The sequence below is a fragment of the Paenibacillus sp. SN-8-1 genome (genome assembly GCF_050995535.1).
GTDB lineage: Bacteria > Bacillota > Bacilli > Paenibacillales > Paenibacillaceae > Fontibacillus.
On sequence record NZ_CP194782.1, the window covers coordinates 3122460 to 3142946 of the forward strand.

Consider the following 20487-nt stretch of genomic DNA (forward strand, 5'->3'; position numbering starts at 1 on the left):
TTTGCCTGAAGGTTTCGATGCGTCCTTAAGCGATTTAGACTCCTGGATCACTGCGTTCTATAACAATCCGAGTCTTCAAGCAGAGAGGACAGCTGAATCACTTGTTCGCGGCAATCTCAACATACTTTCGAGGCAGTGGCCTGTTCTCATCTACTGTAGAGGCGGCATGGGCAAGGTTGGAAGTGTTAAGACCTCTTGGCTTGAGCAGTTTGCAAGATATGACACGGTTGTATTTGCCCCCTGTTACAGGGGAAATGAGGGCGGAGAAGGACGCGATGAATTTGGCGGTGCGGATCAAGAGGATATATTCTCCGCTTACCAGCTTCTGCAAAGCTTCCCTTTTGTGGAGAAGTCACAAATCTCTATAATGGGATTCTCACGAGGCTCGATAAATGCAACCCAGACTGCTATCCAGATGCCGGATGTCCATAGGCTCATTATCTGGGGCGGCGTCTCCGATCTGGCCAAGACCTACGAAGAACGGATTACACTTCGGCGAATGCTGAAGCGTGTGTTAGGTGGAACACCGGCCAGGCAGCCTGAAGCATTTGCTTCCCGCTCCCCCATTGTGCTAGCTAACCGCCTCCATTGCCCGGTCCTGATTATTCATGGAACCCGGGATGAACAGGTCGATTACAGCCATGGTTCGAAGTTGTACGATCGACTTATGGAGCTCGGCTTACCTGCCGAGCTCCATACTTATCTGAATTACGGGCACCATTTCCCTGATGATATTCATCTTGAAGCGGTGAAGCGGATGTTCGACTGGATCAGAACGCCGGATCAGCACTTCTCTCCTGCCAAGTCCGAAGATACTGACACTCACCATTAATCGCTCTCTCACATAATCTGTAAAAAGATACGAAGAGATATAGGAGTGGATGAAAGTGCCACAGTATCGAATCATTGTGGACCTGTCGGAGCGGCAGCTGTATTTGCTGGACGGCAATACGGTAACTCGGGCATTCCCAGTAGGTGTTGGCAAAATGCTAACCCAAACACCGGCCGGGGAGTATACGATTGTTAATAAACAGGTTAATCCTGGAGGACCTTTTGGTGCGCTGTGGATGGGATTATCCAAGCCCCATTATGGAATTCATGGAACAAATGATCCTTCCTCAATCGGCAAATATGTGTCCCACGGTTGTATTCGAATGCAGAATGAGGATGTGATCGCCTTATCGCATCTCGTTCCCGTGGGAACCCGCGTGACCATTCGTCAATAAATTCTTTAGAGCAGCAACCTGGTATAGACAGGGATGAACAGCGTTATTGTTCATGTCCCAAGACCAGTTTGCTGCTTCTTTGTTGTTTCTTAGCTATTTAGTTGACTTAGAGCGCGCTCTAAGTTGTAGAATGACGGTATGGAACAACAACATTTAAGTATACAGACCATTTCACAGTTGACCGGCATCAGCACACATACCCTTCGTTACTATGAGAAGAATGGACTTATCCATCCCATTACAAGAGGTACTAACGGGCGCCGGCAGTATTCCGCAGGCGATTTGGAATGGATTCGCTTCCTCCTGCGTCTGAGGACAACCGGAATGTCCATTCGCCAAATGCAGCAGGCTGCACATCTTAGAAGACAAGGGCCATCCACTGCCAGAGAAAGGAGACAACTGCTCGAAGCCCACCAGGAATCAATTAAGAAGCAGATCGAAGCCCTACAAGAACATCAGGAAGCGATTGAGAACAAAATTAAGATCTACAAACAATGGGAAGAAGACTACCCACTAGAGGAGGATTCCAAATGACTAATGCCTATAAGAAAGGCGAACAACTGCTGATGGATACATACCAAGATGGCATCAAGGGCGTACTCGATAATTTGAAGGAGATTTCACCGCATATCGGAAGATATATTGTTGAATTTTTCGGACAAGTGTTTGTGAACCCTCTTTTGTCCTATACCCAGCGTGAAATGATTACGATCGCTGCGCTTACTTCACTAGGAGATTGCCCAGGCCAGCTGAAATGGCATATTCAATTCGGCATGAAGGTGGGGCTTACTCCAGAAGAAATAGTCGAGTTAATTACGCATACAGTTCCGTTTAGCGGCTTCCCTCGCGCGCTGAATGCAATCACCACCGCCAAGCAGGTGTTCGAGGAGCTTGAGATTCGTTTAACTGTTCAGGATGAGCTCTTGAACGCAGAGAATATTCACGCTGCCGGCCTTAGGAAGCTCAAGGAGGTTGACGGAGAACATGGTGAGCTGGTGATAGAATCACTAGCCGGCATCGCTCCCGTGCTTGCCGACCAGATTGTCGATTTCACTTTCGGTGAAATTTACAGCAGAACCCTTCTTAACACTAAGCAAAGACAGCTTGTTACACTGGCAGCCTTAACCGCCCAGGGAGGATGTGAGCCGCAGCTGCGCGTCCATATCCACGCGGCTCTCCGATCAGGGCTAACCGAACAAGAAGTGATTGAAGCCCTCCTTCAATGCTATCCGTACACGGGATTTCCCAAAGTACTCAATGCGGTAAGCACCGCACGCCAAATTTTCGAACTACAGACGTGAGATTTAAGACGCAGTTACAATGTTTGCATTTTGCATTTTTCTAACTGCGTCTTATCTATCCTTATAGAATCCTTGTTCTTCTGCATACCTTCCCCAATGTGGGCGTCTTCCGTCTATATCAACAAAGTTATACTCATCCGAGAGCTCCCAAGTCGTAAGTACCTTCCCGGTCTTCCGGTGAACATATGGGTCACTTGCAAGAGCTGCGACAGCCCTCCCAATATAGGCAGGGGTCTCCGACATGAGGAAATGGGGATCCTTTAGCCCCGCATCCCTCCAATTGTCCTCTGTGACTCCAAAGTGATCCAGCATCGCTTCGGAACGAAGATATCCTGGGCTGAGCGCGATCGAGGTCACCTGATATTCCCTTAACTCTTCGGCCATCGCCGCTGCCAGGTGAATAGTGGAAATCTTGGCCAGACTGTAGTATAAATTGCCTCTGTACCTGTAATCAAAACCATCTGTGATTTCGAGAATTAGTCCCCGGTTTCGCTTAATCATCAAGGGAGCTGCATAATACGAGGTTATCATATGCGTATGCACCGCAATGTTCTGCATCTTCAGCCCATTCTGCAGGGAATGCTCCCAGAAACGACTATCCCAGTCGGAGAATGGATCTCCGCCCCAAATATCATTGACGAGAATATCCAGCTGTCCGCTTTGTTCCTCCTTAACCCGCTCAAATAAAGCCTGAACCTCCTGTTCCACCGTATGATCCACCCTGACCGCTCTCCCGTCTCCCCCAAGCGAGGTAACCAGCTCGGCCGTTTCTTCGATGGTCTCTGTTCTCCCCATCTCCGATAGATTCCCTCTTACACTGCGTCCTGTTACGTAGACTGTAGCACCTGCTTCTCCCAGCATTGCGGCGATGCCGCGTCCTGCTCCGCGGGTTCCTCCCGCTACTACCGCTACTTTCCCCTGCAATGGTCTGTTCATCAAATTCACACTCCTAAGAATATTAATGACTCACATGATTAGTATAGTCCAAGATATATGACATCCTGTGTCTTATACCTGTGTTACAATACGGTTGACATGAAGCTTAGGAGGTTGATCGGATTGCGGGCTGATAGGCTGCTAAATATTGTAATGCTCCTGCAAAATAACGGCAAAATGACCTCGGCAAAACTTGCCGCGGAACTCGAAGTTAATGCAAGAACCATTGTCAGGGATATGGAATCCTTATCCGCTGCGGGGATTCCCGTCTATTCGGAAAGAGGGCCGCAAGGCGGCTGGTGCCTTTCCGAAGGGTACAGGACTAATCTGACAGGGCTGAAATCCCGTGAGGTCCTGGCACTCATGCTCTCTGCCTCCCCTGCCCTTTTCAAAGAGCTTGGTATTGAAGAAGATCATAAATCGGCTTCCCGCAAGCTATTCGCTGCCACTTCAGAACAGCTGCGACATGATGCTGATCTAGCCAGACAACGACTGCATATCGATGGGGCCGGCTGGTATCCATCCAAGGAATCTGTCCCCCTTCTCCCTACAATCCAGGAAGCGGTATGGGCTGGGCATAAACTTAGTATCAAATATATGAAAGCTACCGGGATGGAGCAACGCCTGCTGTGTCCCCTCGGTCTTATTGTGAAAGGAACGATCTGGTACCTGGCCGCTTCAGAAGGGTCGACTGAAAATAAAGTGCACACTTACCGTGTCTCCCGAATTAATAAGGTGGCAGCGGTTCATGACACCTTCTCTTATCCAGAATCCTTTAACCTGGCTGAATACTGGGAACAATCCACCCGGGAGTTTAGAAGTAATCTCCCCCGCTACCCGGCAAGCCTGAGGATCGAGGAAGAAGTCTACTCTCGATTCACCCGTGAGCGGTTCGTGAAAGTTCTTGGCTCAGAGTCCTCCCCTGATGACGCCATTCACGCCGAGGTAGAATTCAACACACTTGAGTCGGCTCTATCCATAATTCTCAGCTATGGTAGGAGCATCTGGGTGCTGGCTCCGGCTGAGCTTAGAGATGCGGTGATTCAGGAAGCGAGCACTATTCTTGCGGCATATACACATAGTCACAGCAGCCAGGAATGATTACATTTTCTTTTCAATTCTCTACACCTTATAATTGAGATTACAGAACTTTTGATTACAATAGAGGGGAATTCACATGGATATGGACAATGATTCTGATTTGAAGCACTCCTATGAAGTGCTTGATTTACCGGACAATTCGTCCCGAGAGGAAGTAGAGAAGCGGTTTGATATTCTTGTCAGGCAGTACCGCTCGAAGCCCTCTGAGGAGTTCGAACCTATTGCCAAGGCGTACCGGAATATTACGGAGACACAGGACAGGAAGAAGTTTGACGAACTAACCAAACAGAAGTATGCGAAATATAAGAGCTTTGCTGGTCCCGCTGAAAAAATTGATGATTTCTTCCGTCTGTACAAAGGCAGAGTCTTCGCCGGTCTGATAGCTCTAGTTGTGGTTATCGTCGGGATCAATGCTTATCTGAATCATAGAGCCGAGCAGGAGCGCCTTGCCAAGCTGCCTCCGGTTGATATGTCAGTTATGATTCTTGGAGACTTCTCTTCATCAGATGGTCAGGAAGACACTGCGGCGATTGAGGAATCCCTTAAGGCTCCTTTTCCCGAATGGAAAAGAGTCACCGCCCTGCTCTCCTATCTGCCCAAGCAGGGGCTGGGACAGGCCAGCATGGCTCTACAGCAGAAAGCTCTCCTGCAGCTTGGCACCGAAAGGCCTGATCTCTTCATCATGGACAAAGAATCCTATGCTTGGATTTCCAATAGCAGTGCACTTATGAACCTGGACGCTGAAGCGAAGGGCAGGCTTTCTCCATGGCTGAAGGAATCTCAGGCACTCAAGGCTAAGCAGGTAGACAATCCGGCCGAGCATATTTACGGTATCGATGTCTCGAATAGCCCTCTTGCGGCTAAGCTTAAGCTTAAGCTTACCCACAGCGAGCTCATTCTTGGAATTCGTGATGGCGCGGTGCATAAAGAGCAGGCACTTCATTTTATCGAACAATACCTCAAAGGCAAGTGAATTTAAGGTCTGCACCAGCTCAATGAATACAGGCAGAATCAATGTACGAAGCTGACAAGATATACAATATGCAAGTGGACAACAGCAGCTATGATACACCGTACTTCCCTCGGAAGGGACAATGACATTTACAGCTCCTGGACATGAAGGCAAGCGCAAACAGGACGGGGAATAGAATCCCGCGCAATTTAATCCCCGTCCATAACGCCTTCTAAATGTTCTTCCCTCACTCATAACTCTTCACACTACCATTTGTGTTCTCGATATAAGCTGCTACAACCGATAAATTATACCCGAGCCACCACACGATCCCTTGAATATTCCAAGACTTAATGACTACAAATAAATATGAATTGCCTACCTTTTACCTAGACCATTTATCCTGCGCGATGCTATAATATGGAAACGGCTCTTATAAAAGGGGGACAATTTTCCTATGTCATGGCTAAACAAGCTTCCTATGTCAACGAGAATTACAGTATCATGCTATTTAATCGCAGCATTGTTCGGAATTCCGGTTCTAGTAACTTTCCTTCTATTAGGAAATGTACTGATCGGCATTGCATTAATTGTGGTACTCGCCATCCTCACTTACCCACTTTCATGCGTAATTGAGAAAGCGCTCACATCTTCCTTTGACGAGATAACCAGTGTAACTAATCGCATCTCCAAAGGTGATTTCACTCAAAGAGCAGACGAGACCGGCGCAGCAAGCAGCTTAAGCCGTTCCTTCAATGGCATGGTGGACAAGCTGACGCAGATTCTTAGAGAAGCCTCTGGAATTACGAGTCAGGTTATGAGCTCAAGTCGCGGAATTTCTGATAAAAATCAGGAGCTTTCTACAGTCATGCATCAAGTGGCGCTTTCTGCGAATGAACTCGCTATCGGAGCTAATGAGATTTCCCAGGATGTTGCCGATATGACAACAGCCATTCAAGAGATTGAACAGAAGGTCGGTAATTATGCCAATTCAACCAAAGAAATGAATACGAGATCGGCTCATACACTCAGTCTTGTGGAACAAGGAAGTCAAGCGGTAGAGAAGCAGGCTGAAGGCATGCAGCGAAATATCGAAGCCACCAACAAAGTAAGCGCAACGATTGATACACTCTCCAGAAATGCAAAGGGAATCACCAAAATTACCAAGACGATCTCCGAAATTGCCGAACAGACGAATCTCCTCTCACTCAATGCTTCCATAGAAGCTGCCCGTGCGGGTGAACACGGTAAAGGATTTGCCGTTGTGGCTGAAGAAGTTCGTAAGTTAGCTGAGGAATCCACCCAATCCACAAGGGAAGTCTTCGAGCTAGTAAGGAACATTGAGATGGACATTATGCAGGCGATTAACCATATGTCTGTTAATGAAGAGGTAGTCCGTCTTCAGAACGAAATGATTAAGGAATCCAAAGAGATCTTCCAGCAAATCGTTCAAAGTGTCCAATTCATCACCGAGCAGATTGAAGCTTTCTCCAGGGAAAGCGATGTTATGCTTGATAGTGCCCATCAGATCTCCGGTGCGATCCAGAACATATCAGCTATCACGCAGCAGTCGGCTGCGGGAACTGAGCAGGTGTCCGCGTATATGAACGAGCAGATTTCCTCGATCAAGCTTGTCGCAGACGAAGCAGAAGCAATGAATCAAGCGGTGTTCAAGCTTCAGAAGACGATACACATTTTCAAATTCTAACCCGGATTACGTCAAGAGAACCCCTGAATCTAGGCTTAAGTGCCATAGATCAGGGGTTCTTGTTGTCTTAGGATTCGCTTTCTTCGCTGCTGACCTCTTCAATTTTTGATACCGCATGATCCTGCGCTTCTCCACTTGTGGCCTTCCTTATTGCCGCTCGGGTGACCGCCCTCCGCTCGGCCCTGACTTTACGTACTCTCCAGATCACTACAGCTAGAACTGCTCCCAGTATTAGAATAGGAAGAGCTCCTGACAATACAATAACCGTCCACTGAAGCAGCAGGTACAGCACGTGAAGCGTGCCGGATAGCGCATCCTTTGCCCGTTCTACTAGCGGTGTATTCTCTTTCCCTGAATCCACAGTCTGCGCAGTTCCCACCGACTGAGACAGGTGGATCGTCACAGTAGAATAAGCGACATTATTATCTATGAATCTCATTCGTCCCTTAGCCTGTTCGATCTCTTCCTGGATTCGTCCCAGCTCATTTGCGAATTTAACAAGCTCATCAGTCTTGGTAGCGTTCTTCATGAATGATGTATAACGCTCTTCCATGATCATTTTTGCTTTAAGCCTGGACTCCAAATCAACATATTCCTCTGTTACGTCCTGTCCCTCGATATTCTGCTCCAGAGATTCATGCTTAATCTTGCCGATTCCGTCAATGAAAGAAGTAAATCCAGCCGCAGGAATCTTGATTATAAAATTGCCTGCCAATTGCTCATCATTCTGATTCTCAGAGAATTGAACGATATACCCGCCTGCCTGACCGATTTGAGCTCTTACTTCTGTCTGAACCTTTCTGTAATCTTTGACCCTGATCGACAGTTCAGCTTTATAAATGAGCTTCTTGTCTTCCCCTGTCTTATTCCCACTATTCGTAAATCCTGATGCAGGCTGCTTTGAATCAGCGGCAGTAGCCGTTGTGGCTGTATCCACTTTAGCAGAATTATTGTCTGTAGCTGCGACTGATTTAGCTGAGGAGTGCCCCGTGCTCTCCATATCCGATGAAGACGAAGAGCACGCTCCAAGCATAAGACTAAGACCCAATACTAAAATGCATATAAACCCCCGTTTTTGCATGGTTACAGCCTCCTGTTCAAATTTAATCTCTCTCCACTCCGACGCTTACAAATGCTGGAAGGTTGCACTCATCTTACTTCACGCACAAAAGGCAGCCCGATTGAGGCTGCCTCCATGCTAATCCATTATACTTCTTTGCCTTACATATTTTTGAGCTTGAAGAATTCACCTTTCTTCTCAATCAGCTCATCATAGGTTCCGCTCTCTACGATCTTCCCTTTCTTCATAACGACGATCCGGTCAACATTCCTTACGGTAGATAGCCGGTGAGCAACGATAAACGTAGTTCTTCCTTCCATCAACTGCTCCATTGCCTGCTGTACATGCCGCTCAGATACGTTATCCAGCGCCGAGGTCGCCTCGTCAAGAATAATAATTTTGGGATCACGGACAAGCGCTCTTGCGATCGCAATTCGCTGACGCTGTCCTCCCGATAATCTTCCTCCGTGTTCCCCTACCGACGTATCAAGCCCTTGTGGAAGACTATCGATTACATCCTGGAGATTCGCCATCCAGATGGCTTTCTGTAGATGCTCTTCCGAAATATCGGGGAGACCATAGGTAATGTTCTCACGAATCGTACCCGAGAAGAGAATGTTGTTCTGCAGAACAATCGCAAGCGACTGTCTATAACGCTTCATACTGAGCTCATCCATGGGAATACCGTCAATCCAGATACGTCCCGACTGAGGTTTGTAGAAGCCGATAATTAGGTTGAGAATCGTTGACTTTCCTGAGCCGGATTCGCCTACGAAGGCAATTTTTTCACCCGGTTTGACATCCAGTGTGAAGTCACTGAGCACATGGCGATCCGATTCCTTATATTTAAATCCCATATTCTCAAATTTATAATCACCATGAATGACTTCCGGATTAGCGCGACCCTTATATTCTTCCGTCTCCTGAGACAGCAGAACCTCGGACACGGAATGGAGAGATTCAAAGCCCTTTACCAGGTTCGGGTATACATTCAAAATGGAGCTGACCGACCCGATAATCATGTTGAAAAAGCCTTGATACATCACGATGTCACCAATCTCCATCATTCCGATCCGGGCCAAATAGGCTGTGAAGAAGAGACATCCCACCTGGAACAGCTGAAAGACAACCCAGCTTGTCGAACCGAAATAGGCTTCAAGCACATCCAGCTTATATCCCCGCTCGCGGATATGCTGAAGGGCCTTATCCACCTTGCGTATCTCTACATCCTCGAGCCCGTGTGCGCGGGTTACCGGAATCATTTCAACCGTCTCTGATACGGTTCCCGACATCTTCTCAATATTCCGCCGAACCTCCCGGTTGCTGTTCGACATTTTTGTCCGGAAGAAGCGAACAAGGTAGATGGAAGTAGGGGCCATTAGGATGAAGAATAAAGCCACGATCGAGCTATGATATAAAGTAAGTCCGATAATGATAATTAAGCTGATCACCGAGGGGATAATGGTCATCATCATTTGTCTTGATAAGAAATCGATAGCTTCTACATCCCTGAGCACCTTCGATTGGAGCCTTCCCGCATTCATGTCCCCGTGATATCCCAGAGAAAGCTGCTGCAGCTTGCGCACCAAGGTACTTCGCAGTCCAGCTTCCACATGCCGCACTGCCATACTGATGTTGCTGATATGAAGGGTATGCGTGGGAATATTCTGAAGAATGATTACAATAATGACTACCAGATTAATCCAGAACTCCGATAGTGAATGCCGATCCGGATAGCTGACCAGATTGATGATGTTCGCCGTAACCACGGGAAGTACCCAGACAGGAAGTGCTTTTAGTGTATAATAAAAGGCCGACAGCGCTACCTTGCTTCCATGGTTTTTAAACAGTCTGGCCAGCAGGCTCAGCGGCTTCATTTTTGCTACCTGCTCACTCTCAAACCACTTCGTATAATCCAGTGTTTCTAACTTTGCCATTTCCTTCACCCGCTTTTTTACTTATGATATGAATAGGGACTTCCTGTTTAGATCAGCCCAAACAGCACAGAAATAAGTATAATTCCAAGGGCCCAGTTCATCTATAACATAATCGGCCCCGATTCAGACACAAGTTTAACTAAATCGGACATTCAGGGAGTTGTTGTTCATCATGAGAAAACTGCCGCCGGAACGATGGTTTCCCCATATTCGATCAGAGGTTTGTATTTATTCTACACATACTCGCACTGTGAAGAGCGGTTGGACCTGCGGTCGTCATGTTCACCATATGCTATTTGAAATTAACCTCGTGTTGGAGGGTACTCAGACAGCGATTGCCGGTTCTACTGAATTCGAGCAGCAGGCCGGGGATCTAATGCTGATCTCTCCTATGCAAATGCATGATTATCAAATCAGAAGTCAAGAGAATACGACCTTCTTTGTCATGCACTTTCAAGTAGACGATCCATTGTTCCTTAAGCTGTTCGAGATGAATAATAAGGGGCTTTATCGTCAGGGGGATCCGCTTAATACCCTGCTCGTTCCCCTTGTAGAGAATTTAATGGAAGCGTTATACGCAGACTCTAAATCGACCTCCAGATTATTTCTTCATCTCTTTACACTGATTACTGAGCTCCAGTCTTACTTCGATCATGAGAGCCATGGCAAAGAGCCCAATCTACGTTCAGAGCTTTCTTATCTAATTGCGAAGCAGGTGGAGACGCTAGTATTATCCTCAAATACGAGCACCCCGGACATGGCAGGCGACTGGCTGGAAAATATCTCACATGAGCTTGGCGTCAGCCGAAGACACTGTCACCGGGTATTCAAACAGTTCTATGGGATGTCCCCCCGGGAATACCTGATGATCCTCAAGCGTCAGGAAGCCATGCAAATGCTTGTCAGCAGCAGTGAATCTATTGAGCGCATTGCACACCGGATTGGTTATGAGAATGTCCAGAGCTTCAGCCGCCAGTTTGTAGCCTGGACCGGGTGTACCCCAGGTACTTTTCGCAAGAATCATCAAGACGAAGTTCTGCATCTAACCCCGCTTGATACCCAGCAGCAGAGATCGATATGATTCAGTTACTTTCATTTACATTTTTACCCTTTATATTTTTTAATCTGTCATATTGACAGTAAGCGTTTCCATGTAGTTAGATGAGATTACAACTAATCGAATATGGATCTTCGGGGGCAGGTGAAATTCCTGACCGGCGGTGAGGGTTCGTACGTGAACCTCAAGCCCGCGACTCGTCATGATTGCTCATGCAAAGTGACGACTGACTTGGTGTGACTCCAAGGCCGACGGTAAAGTCCGGATGGGAGAAGATCATAAAGCAAGCCGTGTTACGGTCTATTTACTGTACACAGTGGCTTGTTTGATGAGCCCCCTTGTATACTTGAACAAGTATACAAGGGGGTTTTCTACATCGAGGTCCTATATTCAGAACTATTCAGTTAGGAGTTTTTGAATATGGAAAATGTCAACACAGCATTAAATTACAGTCGTAGACGTGTAGGGACCGGATTCTGGTTCGTCGTCCTTGGAGCAGCGCTCTGGGGGGCTGATCCTCTATTCCGGATTCAGCTGCTGAAGCACCTTACATCTGCGCAAATTGTTCTTCTTGAACATGTCCTGTTATTCTTGTTCGCGGCCCCGGTGTTATGGTCACACCGCAATGAGCTTAAGGCCATTCGAATTAAGCAAGCCGCCGCGCTTCTCTTTATTTCCTGGGGAGGATCTGCGATAGCATCCATTCTGTTCACTCAGGCCCTATCTTCAGGCAGCGGCAACCTCAATGCCGTACTTCTACTCCAGAAGATGCAGCCTCTGTTCGCGATTATTATGGCTAGACTCATTCTGAGAGAAGCTCTTCCAAAATATTTCTCAGGACTCATTGTCCTTGCCATTGCCGGAACATATTTATTAACCTTTGGATGGACACTTCCGATTGGCGACTTTAGCGATTTCATTCAAATTGGAAGCTTGCTCTCCCTTGGCGCCGCCGCACTCTGGGGAGGATCCACCGTCATGGGACGCTATATGCTTCGGAGTATGAAATATGAGACGGTAACTTCCCTGCGCTTCATGCTTGCCTTGCCACTGTTGTTCCTGATCACCTCCTCCGAGGGAGCTCCTTGGACGCTGCCTTCCAGCACGGGTGAATTGACAGCTACTACGGTGAACATGTTACTTCAAGCGTTGGTTCCTGGTCTGCTTAGCCTCCTTCTCTACTACAGAGGGCTGTCAACGACGAAAGCTTCCTTCGCTACCCTTGCTGAGCTAAGCTTCCCGATGGTTGCTGTGCTTGTGAACTGGATTGTCTTCAAGCAGGTCATTACCATGCCTCAGTTCGTTGGTTTCATCTTCATTTGGTTCGCCTTGTTCGTCATATCCAGACAGCAGCAAGATTAAGATTAATTTTAGAAAGGGAACAGAATACCTTGCACCCTAAGCAACGAGTCGCCGGCAATCACCTGGCGACTCGTTTTATAATGGAATATTTCAAGTCTATCAAATCTTACCGTTGCCTGTAGTTGATGCACCAAACAAAATATGAACTAAATATAGGGGAGAAATTAATGACAATAGAACATAGATTGGAGTTATTGACTCATCAGATCAATCTTTTGAAAAGAATGATTCCTTCAGATTCCTATTCTTTCTTTATGTTTGTTCTTAATCACAATTTTGATGAGAAACAAACGGATGCTATTTTAAAAACTCTCCGCATTTAGCCCTTATTCAATTAACATAGAGAGCTTAGTAAGGGAAGAGCCTCCTACTTTAAAAGAGTTCACTGACTTGGCACATTTAATACTTGGGACAAACTTTAATATAAAACACCTATTACTTAGTTTAAAAGGCCAGCATTATATTCCCATCATTATGTGAATTCTTGTTAAAATCAACAGCCAAATTCTTGATTGCCCTTCCGATTGAGTACAAATGCCTACCGACGGCTTAGAGGCTTTCTTAATATATAATACCAATGAGCCGCCCTGACTTAATGAAGTGCTCCCTGTCAAGTGGACAGTGAATAAAACAAAAACGATTCGTTTATTTTCCTCAGCTCGTTTTAACAGAGCTGAGATTTTTTCATTATGCAGCTCTTCGGTATTCGTTAGGTGACAAACCATCCAAACACTCTGTATACCGGTAGTTGTTGTAATAACGAATATATTCGCTAACGTCTTTGAGGACATCTTCATAGGTATCATACTTTGTAAGATAATAGCTCTCTGATTTGTAAGTGCCCCAAAATCGTTCAATAGGTTGGTTGTCCAAGCATCGGCTCACACGAGACATGCTTTTCATAAATCCGTATTTTACATGGAGTCGATTATACTCATGAGACGTATACTGGAAGCCTCTGTCACTTTGAATAAGCGGGGTTACACCGGGGTTCTTCTCATAAGCCTTCTTTAGCGTATCCATGACGAGTTTATTGTTGTTGGAGGGGCTTAACACCCATGAAACGATAGAGTTATCGTATACATCAAGAATTGCACTCAGGTAGGCTTTACGGCCGTTTCCGTACTTCAATTCTGTAACGTCTGTACACCACTTCATATTAGGAGCAACTGCCTGAAATTCACGGTTCATTACATTTTGAGCTACATGCATCTCAGAGACTTTCACGTAGTTCGGCCGTTTCCTACGAATTACCGCCTTTAATCCAAGAGCACGCATAATTCGGTAATACCGCTTTTTATTGTACTTCTTCTTGAGCTTTCGGTTTAATTGGGTGCGCATTTGGCGATAGCCAAGTATCCCCTTTCGCTTGTCATAGCGAAGCTTCACTTCTTTAGCTAGCGTATAATTCTCAAGTTCTCTGGCGGATGGCATCCATTTTAACCCCTTATAATAGGCAGATCGAGCAACTCCGGCTAACGCACACAATTTCGTAATTGCATAACCTTTTTCTTTGTTCAGTTCTTGAATCGCTTGATACAAGTCTGCTTGTCGAACAAGGGTTAGCGTGTATTTCGTCGCTTGATCTCCGCCAACTTTTTTGCGAGGGCATTCTCCATTTCCAGGTATTCGTTTCGAGCTTCTAATTCCTTGATCCGTAGCTTAAGCCGTTCATGCTCATCTAGTTCCTCTGCAGGCTTTTTACGACCTCGGTTGTCCTTGAGGGCATCTTCACTACCAGCTCGGTATTTCCGAACCCATGCGTACACCTGCTGATAGGATACATCGTACTTTTCGATCGCCTTCTGATAATCCAAACCATTAGCGATTGTATATTGTGCAATTTCAATGCGTTCCTTGAAAGTTGTTTTACGTCCTTTGTTCATATGAGACAGTCCTTTTCCCTTAGGTGTAGGTTTCAATTCTATCTCATTAGTATACTTGGAAATCCATTTTCCCAAAACACTTCTACTCGAAATACGATGCTTCTTTGTTGCCTCTTCTACGGAGCAATGACCAGACAACACGTCTTTAATAGCCGCAAGCTTCAATTCCTTTGAGTATGATTTCCATGTATTCGATTCCTTTAATCCATCCAAACCATCTGCTTTATACTTTCTTATCCAATCCTTAACCGTACTCTTACAAACTCTAAGCTGTTTCGCTTCATAGTTTGGATTAGACTTATGCTCAAGACACCGCTGTACGGCATGTAATTTTACTTCTAAAGAAATAGGACTTCTTTTTGACATTAGAAAAACTCCCATCATTGTAGCAGTAGAAGTTTTTGTTTTTTCTACTGTCTACTATGATGGGAGCATATCATTAATCAAAGGCGGCTCTTTGGTATAGATCTTTAGATGTTCTTTACAATCTCAATCACTTCATCTTCGGATTTAGCATTCAGCAGCTGCTGTCTGAACTCCTCGTGAATCAATTTGCGGGATAACGCCACCAGGATCTTCAAGTGTTCGTTACCTACATTCTCTGCAGGTACTGCAATCATGAATACCATCGATACCGGCTGGTCGTCGAGTGATTCCCAATCCGCCGGCTCCGAAAGCCTTGCGAATGAGAGACTTGCTTTCTTAACCCCTGCAGATTTGCCGTGGGGAATGGCGACACCAAACCCGATTCCTGTTGAACTTTGCTGTTCGCGGGCAAGCACAGCCTGCACGTATTGCTCCAGATCGTTCACCGATCCCGATGCTTGAAGGCCATCTGCCATCTTGCGGATAATCTCTTCCCTGCTGCCGGATTCCAGTGGCAGGAAGATTGAATCTTTACTTAACAGATCATGAATATTCATAGCTGTCTGTCAGCTCCTTTTTTTACATATAACCTAATACTTAATCAGCTACTTTATTTCTTTTGAACAAATTCACGCATAGAGCAGTAACAATGGTTCCGACCGCAATGGCAAGCACATACCACAGAATATTATCGATCGCATTAGGAATAGCCAGAACGAAGATCCCACCGTGAGGTGCATGAAGGCCAACCCCGAATGCCATGGACAAGGCTCCCGCAGCACCTGAACCAATCATAAAAGCAGGAATTATACGCAGTGGGTCTGCTGCTCCGAACGGAATAGCTCCTTCGGTAATAAACGACAGTCCCAGTACAGAAGCAACTTTACCCGCCTCGCGTTCTTCCTTGGTGAATTTCTTAGGTGCGAGTACAGTGGCAAGCCAAATTCCAAGAGGAGGTGTCATTCCAGCCGCCATAACGGCAGCCATCGGACCGAACAAGCTGCTGGCAAGGAGACCTGTGGCGAACGTATAGGCCGTTTTATTGAAAGGTCCACCCATATCGATTGCCATCATGGCACCAAGCACAGCTCCAAGAATAATAGCGTTGGCAGAACCCATAGTCATTAACCATGAAGTCAATCCATCCATCAGCCATTTCAGCGGATCTCCAATTACATAGATCATAAGCAAGCCAACAATTAATACAGATAGTAAAGGAATAAGCAGCACAGGCTTGAGCCCTTCCATTATTTTAGGCAGCTTAAGATACTTGATTAAGCCTTTAGCTACATAACCTGCTAGGAACCCGGCAATAATGCCTCCGAGGAACCCCCCGCCTAACTGGGTAGAGAGCATTCCGCCGACCAAACCAGGAGCTAATCCAAGCTTACCCGCAATGGAGAAGGAGATGAATCCGGCAAGGATAGGAACCATAAGCCCCATGGCCGCTTTACCGATCGTTAGCAGTTGAAACCCGAATGTTCCCTCTGCCGGCTTGAGACCAAAAATAAAGGACAAAGCAATAATCAGACCTCCCGCTACCACCAATGGAAGCATATTGGAGACACCATTCATCAGGTTCTTGTAAATGGAATTGGCCGTACCCGCTTCCTTCTCTTGAGCCTTGGCTGTCACTGTTGAAGCCGTTGATGGGGCAGATGGCTGTTTGGCCAAAGCCTGCTCAATCAGTTCTGCTGGTCTCTTGATCCCATGGGCAACCGGCACTTTAATGACCGGCTTACCCGTGAAGCGTTCCTCCAGCACATCCGTGTCCGCTGCGATAATAATCGCGTGCGCTTCAGCAATTTCTTCTGGTGTTAATTCATTCTCTACCCCCATGGCGCCGCGTGTTTCAACCTTAATGGGAACATTTCTTTCTGCTGCGGATTTCTGTAGAGACTCTGCTGCCATATATGTGTGTGCAATTCCTGTCGGACAAGCAGTAACAGCTAATAATTTCTTCATGTTTATCTTCCCCTTTAGAAGCTGATAAAATCAATGTTTGTCGATACCTACTAGATTTAAGCTCTTAGCAACTTCATCTTTGCAGCACACTTCCGTTCCTTCTTTGGAAGCTGTAATTGATCCGGCTGCCGTGGCCCAGCGGGCAAGCTGCTCCAGATTATGTCCGGCAAGGATACTGGCAGATATGGAGGCTACCATAGAATCCCCGGCTCCAACCGTACTTTTCGGTTCAATAGAGAACGGGCTTGTCTTGATCACCTCGTTAGCGCTTACAAAAATCGCACCGTCAGCTCCCATGGACACAATAACCAGCTGAATTCCTTCCTGAAGCAAGCTCCGGCAGGCCTGAACAATATCTTGCGTTGACTCAAGCTTCCGATTCATAAGCTGCTCCAGCTCATGAATGTTCGGCTTAATTGCATAAGGCTTCCCTTTAAGCCCTAGGGCAAGCGCCTCTCCATCGGCGTCCAATATGGTCTTCACGTTCTTGCGGCTCGCCATCTCCGTCAGTGTCCGGTAAATATCTACCGATATTCCGGGGGGAAGGCTTCCTCCAAGAACCAAAACCTCAGCACCCTCAAGAATTGACTCCATCTGCTTCATGAATACCAGAACATCTGTCTCTTGGATTAATGAGCCTCGTTCATTGATCTCCGTTGTAACCGATGTGGAGGAATCCACAATCTTGAGATTCGTTCTTGTATCCCCCTCCACCTGAATAAATGCTTGCTGAACTCCGAGCTTATCCAGATCGCCAAGAAGCTGCTGTCCGTTGTAGCCTCCGACAAAACCTGCCGCTGTCACAGAGACTTGAAAATTTCTAAGTACCTTAGCCACGTTAATTCCTTTGCCGCCCGGATCTATTCTGATCTCTTGTACCCGGTTAAGACCACCAACCTGAAGTTCCTCAAGTGTCACTGTCTTATCCAGCGCAGGATTTAAGGTCACCGTAATTACTGATGGTTTCATCTCAAATTCTCCTATTCTGAAGCGAGTGTAACATCTACTTCCAACTTTTTAAGTTCATTCACGAAGTCTGTCCGAACTCCCTGATCAAATATGCACTGATGGATATCGGATATATCAGCGAACTTTGCATACGCCACTTTTCCAATCTTGCTATGATCCGTTAACAGGATGACTTCTCCTGCAATTTGCAGCATTTTGCGTTTAGTTGCGGCTTCCACCAGATTCGGTGTTGTAATGCCCATTTTTAAATCGATGCCGTTTGTTGCAATAAACGCTTTATCAACCCGAATCATATCCAGCGACTGTTCAGTCATGGGACCGACAAAGGCTTGGGTTTCGGGCCTTAGAATACCTCCTAGTAGGGTCACCTCTATATTTCTGCTGTCCTTCAGCTCATTAAGAACCAGCATGGAATTAGTAATGACACGGATGGAAGAGAACTGCTTGATCTCCCTGGCCAGATGAAGGGTGGTTGTTCCAGAATCCAACAGGATGGTATCTCCTTCCCGGATTCGCCGCGCAGCCTCACGGGCAATGCGTTCTTTCTCCGGCCTAAGCACATCTTCCTTATCCAGTATGCTGGGCTCAAACCCCGCACTTTGGAGCGCCACCGCTCCGCCATGTGTCCGCTTAAGAAGTTTGGCCTCCTCAAGCTCTTTCAAGTCCCGCCGGATTGTAGATTCAGATACTTCAAAATTCTCACTCAGTTCCTGAACCGAAGCTCTTTGGTTGCGCTCGAGATATTGAACCAGCTGTGATTTTCTCTCTTCTTCAAATAACAATTTGGAATCACCCTTTCTCAAATGAGCAATTCAATGAGCATTTGTGATTTTATTTGATCGTTTGTGCTCATTTATGATTATAATAGCGTTTTCAAACTTTGTAAATAGTTATTTTATGCTCGTTTATGATTAGTTGTACGCAAAAATATGCGCGTATACAAAAAGTCCGCCATTCTGATTTGAATGACGGACTTATTTATTATTCTACTTTACTGTCATAACAGGGCAAGGAGCATGCTGAATCACATGGTGACTGACACTCCCAAGCAGCATCTCAGATACAAGGTTAATCCCCCTGGTGCCCATAATTATAATATCCGCCCCTACCTGCTCTGCGACAGTACAGATCAGGCTTGCCGGATCCCCATGCTTTGTCATCACTTCGCACTTTACGGGAAGACCTGTAAATAATTGTTCCGCTGGCCCTACAATCTGCTCTCCTTCCTCTTCTAACCGTGCTTCCACATCCACTCCAAGTGGAGGTTCGTTATACGAAAGCTCAGGATTCACATGAAGAATCGTGATTTCTATGGTGCCTGACGCTAAGCTTTGAACGAAAGATCTCGCGGTTTCAAGCGCGCGCTTCGCATGGGTAGAGCCATCAATCGGGATTAATATATGATTAAACATCGCTCAATTCCTCCTTAATGTCCGGCACTCATATTGATATGATCCAAATGTCTGCGGCGGATAATCAGAACAATAACACCCAGCATAACCATAAAAGCGCCGAACCAGAAAGGCGACTGGGGAGTGGACCACTCGGAAAGCTTACCTGCCAGCCAAGGAGATAGTGCTCCTCCAAGAAAGCGTACGAAGCTGTAGGAGGCTGATGCCGTAGCTCGTTCTACTGGTGCCGCCTGCATAACAGCTGTCGTAATCAGTGTGTTATTGATCCCCAGGAAGATCCCTGCTACTATAACCGCAACAATTACCGTTGTCGGAGAATGATTAATGGTTCCAACGGCCATTACAGCCAAATCAACAGCAAACAGAGTGAGCATCCAGCTGATCGATTTTACAAGACTAAACCGTCTCTGAAGCTTAGGTGCCACCAGAACAGAGGTAATAGCCAGCATAATCCCCCAGCCAAAGAATACATAGCCGAGTCCATGCTCATCCAGCTTCATAACATAAGGAGAGTAAGCCATCAACGTAAAGAACCCGAAGTTATAAAGAAAAGCAACAATTGCTAAAGTGAGTAGAGCCGGATACCCTAACGCCTTGAAAGGGTCTGCAATCGAGCTCGTCTTCTTCGGTTTAGGTGTCTTGGGCAGTACAAACAAGATGAAGATAAAGCCAATTATCATCAGTGCACTAACCCCATAGAATGGCCCCCGCCAAGAAATGGAGCCGAGTTCCCCGCCAAGCAGCGGTCCCACCGAAATCCCGAGACCAAGAGCGGCTTCATACAGAATGATGGCTTTGGCGGTTCCCGATTTGGAGAATCCAACGATAGCCGATAGCGCCGTTGCAATGAATAGAGCATTACCTAGACCCCATCCTGCACGGAAGCCAACAATCTGACCAATCGTATGCGAAGCCCCGCCGAGGCCTGCAAACACAATCGTCAAAACCATCCCGGATAGAAGTGTCCATTTCACACCCAGCCTGCTCGATACAACACCAGTAATGAGCATGGCTATGCCTGTCACCAGATTATAACTGGTAAAAAGAAGAGATACCTGGCTCTTACTCGCATGCAGCTGCTCTGCAATAGCCGGCAGTATCGGGTCAACGAGACCCAGACCCATAAAAGAAATAACACAAGCGAAAGCTACAGCCCAGACGGCTTTGGGCTGAGATAATAATCCGGAAGACTTCTGAAGATCTCCGGCTAGTTTAGACTCTGATTCCATACTGTAATAACCTCCACATT

General features: G+C 46.5%; 20 protein-coding genes and 1 riboswitch. Of the genes, 9 read left to right on the forward strand and 11 right to left on the reverse strand.

Features of this window, described 5'->3' with window-relative positions:
• The first annotated feature begins 1 nt into the window (after position 1).
• The 4 genes from ACRRNK_RS15100 (at position 2) to ACRRNK_RS15115 (ending at position 2527) form a co-directional block, all read left to right on the forward strand.
• On the forward strand, positions 2-832 hold the full coding sequence (locus ACRRNK_RS15100; protein WP_433943545.1) for an alpha/beta hydrolase family protein: 831 nt from the start codon (positions 2-4) through the stop codon (positions 830-832).
• A 55-nt stretch (positions 833-887) separates the two neighbouring features.
• Positions 888-1226, forward strand: coding sequence for a L,D-transpeptidase (locus ACRRNK_RS15105; protein ID WP_433943546.1), 339 nt, complete (start codon positions 888-890; stop codon positions 1224-1226).
• A 138-nt stretch (positions 1227-1364) separates the two neighbouring features.
• Positions 1365-1760, forward strand: coding sequence for a MerR family transcriptional regulator (locus tag ACRRNK_RS15110; RefSeq protein WP_433943547.1), 396 nt, complete (start codon positions 1365-1367; stop codon positions 1758-1760).
• Positions 1757-2527, forward strand: a complete 771-nt coding sequence (locus ACRRNK_RS15115) for a carboxymuconolactone decarboxylase family protein (RefSeq protein ID WP_433943548.1) — start codon at positions 1757-1759, stop codon at positions 2525-2527. Before ACRRNK_RS15110 ends, ACRRNK_RS15115 begins: the two co-directional genes overlap by 4 nt.
• Before the next feature lie 51 nt (positions 2528-2578).
• Here ACRRNK_RS15115 and ACRRNK_RS15120 read toward each other — a convergent pair whose 3' ends face one another.
• A complete protein-coding gene (locus ACRRNK_RS15120) occupies positions 2579-3463 on the reverse strand; it encodes an SDR family oxidoreductase (protein ID WP_433943549.1) in 885 nt (294 codons plus the stop codon).
• A gap of 123 nt (positions 3464-3586) precedes the next feature.
• On the opposite strand from ACRRNK_RS15120, the gene ACRRNK_RS15125 reads away from it, so the two are divergent.
• The 3 genes from ACRRNK_RS15125 to ACRRNK_RS15135 all read left to right on the forward strand — a co-directional run bounded on the left by ACRRNK_RS15125 (position 3587) and on the right by ACRRNK_RS15135 (position 7224).
• The gene (locus ACRRNK_RS15125) at positions 3587-4564 is read left to right on the forward strand and encodes a helix-turn-helix transcriptional regulator (protein ID WP_433943550.1); all 978 of its coding nucleotides are present in this window, start codon (positions 3587-3589) and stop codon (positions 4562-4564) included.
• 76 nt (positions 4565-4640) lie between these two features.
• Positions 4641-5537, forward strand: a complete 897-nt coding sequence (locus ACRRNK_RS15130) for a molecular chaperone DnaJ (RefSeq protein ID WP_433943551.1) — start codon at positions 4641-4643, stop codon at positions 5535-5537.
• Between the two features lie 436 nt (positions 5538-5973).
• Entirely contained in the window at positions 5974-7224 is a 1251-nt protein-coding gene (locus ACRRNK_RS15135; RefSeq protein WP_433943552.1) for a methyl-accepting chemotaxis protein, read from the forward strand.
• Between the two features lie 67 nt (positions 7225-7291).
• On the opposite strand, the gene ACRRNK_RS15140 is transcribed toward ACRRNK_RS15135, so the two are convergent.
• Positions 7292-8305: a DUF4349 domain-containing protein gene (locus ACRRNK_RS15140; RefSeq protein ID WP_433943553.1), complete on the reverse strand. Its 1014-nt coding sequence runs from the start codon at positions 8303-8305 to the stop codon at positions 7292-7294.
• Positions 8306-8445: 140 nt separating this feature from the next.
• On the reverse strand, positions 8446-10221 hold the full coding sequence (locus ACRRNK_RS15145) for an ABC transporter ATP-binding protein (RefSeq protein WP_433943554.1): 1776 nt from the start codon (positions 10219-10221) through the stop codon (positions 8446-8448).
• A 172-nt stretch (positions 10222-10393) separates the two neighbouring features.
• Between ACRRNK_RS15145 and ACRRNK_RS15150 the strand changes: the two genes are divergently transcribed.
• Complete coding sequence (locus ACRRNK_RS15150) at positions 10394-11302, forward strand: AraC family transcriptional regulator (RefSeq protein WP_433943555.1); 909 nt, start codon at positions 10394-10396, stop codon at positions 11300-11302.
• Positions 11303-11404: 102 nt separating this feature from the next.
• Positions 11405-11559, forward strand: a riboswitch (FMN riboswitch).
• Positions 11560-11698: 139 nt separating this feature from the next.
• A complete protein-coding gene (locus ACRRNK_RS15155; protein ID WP_433943556.1) occupies positions 11699-12640 on the forward strand; it encodes a DMT family transporter in 942 nt (313 codons plus the stop codon).
• 687 nt (positions 12641-13327) lie between these two features.
• Here the strand turns inward: ACRRNK_RS15155 and ACRRNK_RS15160 are convergent.
• The 8 genes from ACRRNK_RS15160 to ACRRNK_RS15195 all read right to left on the reverse strand — a co-directional run bounded on the left by ACRRNK_RS15160 (position 13328) and on the right by ACRRNK_RS15195 (position 20467).
• Positions 13328-14287, reverse strand: a complete 960-nt coding sequence (locus ACRRNK_RS15160) for an IS3 family transposase (protein ID WP_433946838.1) — start codon at positions 14285-14287, stop codon at positions 13328-13330.
• Positions 14203-14892, reverse strand: a complete 690-nt coding sequence (locus ACRRNK_RS15165) for a helix-turn-helix domain-containing protein (RefSeq protein WP_433943245.1) — start codon at positions 14890-14892, stop codon at positions 14203-14205. The genes ACRRNK_RS15160 and ACRRNK_RS15165 overlap by 85 nt, the downstream gene beginning before the upstream one ends.
• A 104-nt stretch (positions 14893-14996) precedes the next feature.
• Positions 14997-15449, reverse strand: a complete 453-nt coding sequence (locus ACRRNK_RS15170) for a PTS sugar transporter subunit IIA (protein ID WP_433943557.1) — start codon at positions 15447-15449, stop codon at positions 14997-14999.
• 40 nt (positions 15450-15489) lie between these two features.
• A complete protein-coding gene (locus tag ACRRNK_RS15175) occupies positions 15490-16857 on the reverse strand; it encodes a PTS fructose transporter subunit IIC (protein WP_433943558.1) in 1368 nt (455 codons plus the stop codon).
• A gap of 30 nt (positions 16858-16887) precedes the next feature.
• Positions 16888-17826 (reverse strand): 1-phosphofructokinase, encoded by a 939-nt coding sequence (gene pfkB, locus ACRRNK_RS15180; RefSeq protein ID WP_433943559.1) that lies wholly within the window; start codon positions 17824-17826, stop codon positions 16888-16890.
• A gap of 11 nt (positions 17827-17837) precedes the next feature.
• Entirely contained in the window at positions 17838-18608 is a 771-nt protein-coding gene (locus ACRRNK_RS15185; RefSeq protein WP_433943560.1) for a DeoR/GlpR family DNA-binding transcription regulator, read from the reverse strand.
• A gap of 204 nt (positions 18609-18812) precedes the next feature.
• Positions 18813-19238, reverse strand: a complete 426-nt coding sequence (locus ACRRNK_RS15190; protein WP_433943561.1) for a universal stress protein — start codon at positions 19236-19238, stop codon at positions 18813-18815.
• Between the two features lie 14 nt (positions 19239-19252).
• The gene (locus ACRRNK_RS15195; protein ID WP_433943562.1) at positions 19253-20467 is read right to left on the reverse strand and encodes an MFS transporter; all 1215 of its coding nucleotides are present in this window, start codon (positions 20465-20467) and stop codon (positions 19253-19255) included.
• Positions 20468-20487 lie beyond the last annotated feature (20 nt).

Excerpts from the sequence above, each read along its gene's own strand:
- ACRRNK_RS15145 (WP_433943554.1), bottom strand. The coding sequence starts at position 10,221 with ATGGCAAAGTTAGAAACACTGGATTATACGAAGTGGTTTGAGAGTGAG.
- ACRRNK_RS15115 (WP_433943548.1), top strand. The coding sequence starts at position 1,757 with ATGACTAATGCCTATAAGAAAGGCGAACAACTGCTGATGGATACATAC.
- ACRRNK_RS15155 (WP_433943556.1), top strand. The coding sequence starts at position 11,699 with ATGGAAAATGTCAACACAGCATTAAATTACAGTCGTAGACGTGTAGGG.
- ACRRNK_RS15135 (WP_433943552.1), top strand. The coding sequence starts at position 5,974 with ATGTCATGGCTAAACAAGCTTCCTATGTCAACGAGAATTACAGTATCA.
- ACRRNK_RS15150 (WP_433943555.1), top strand. The coding sequence starts at position 10,394 with ATGAGAAAACTGCCGCCGGAACGATGGTTTCCCCATATTCGATCAGAG.
- pfkB (WP_433943559.1), bottom strand. The coding sequence starts at position 17,826 with ATGAAACCATCAGTAATTACGGTGACCTTAAATCCTGCGCTGGATAAG.
- ACRRNK_RS15165 (WP_433943245.1), bottom strand. The coding sequence starts at position 14,892 with ATGTCAAAAAGAAGTCCTATTTCTTTAGAAGTAAAATTACATGCCGTA.
- ACRRNK_RS15140 (WP_433943553.1), bottom strand. The coding sequence starts at position 8,305 with ATGCAAAAACGGGGGTTTATATGCATTTTAGTATTGGGTCTTAGTCTT.
- ACRRNK_RS15110 (WP_433943547.1), top strand. The coding sequence starts at position 1,365 with ATGGAACAACAACATTTAAGTATACAGACCATTTCACAGTTGACCGGC.
- ACRRNK_RS15175 (WP_433943558.1), bottom strand. The coding sequence starts at position 16,857 with ATGAAGAAATTATTAGCTGTTACTGCTTGTCCGACAGGAATTGCACAC.
- ACRRNK_RS15120 (WP_433943549.1), bottom strand. The coding sequence starts at position 3,463 with ATGAACAGACCATTGCAGGGGAAAGTAGCGGTAGTAGCGGGAGGAACC.
- ACRRNK_RS15195 (WP_433943562.1), bottom strand. The coding sequence starts at position 20,467 with ATGGAATCAGAGTCTAAACTAGCCGGAGATCTTCAGAAGTCTTCCGGA.
- ACRRNK_RS15130 (WP_433943551.1), top strand. The coding sequence starts at position 4,641 with ATGGATATGGACAATGATTCTGATTTGAAGCACTCCTATGAAGTGCTT.
- ACRRNK_RS15190 (WP_433943561.1), bottom strand. The coding sequence starts at position 19,238 with ATGTTTAATCATATATTAATCCCGATTGATGGCTCTACCCATGCGAAG.
- ACRRNK_RS15170 (WP_433943557.1), bottom strand. The coding sequence starts at position 15,449 with ATGAATATTCATGATCTGTTAAGTAAAGATTCAATCTTCCTGCCACTG.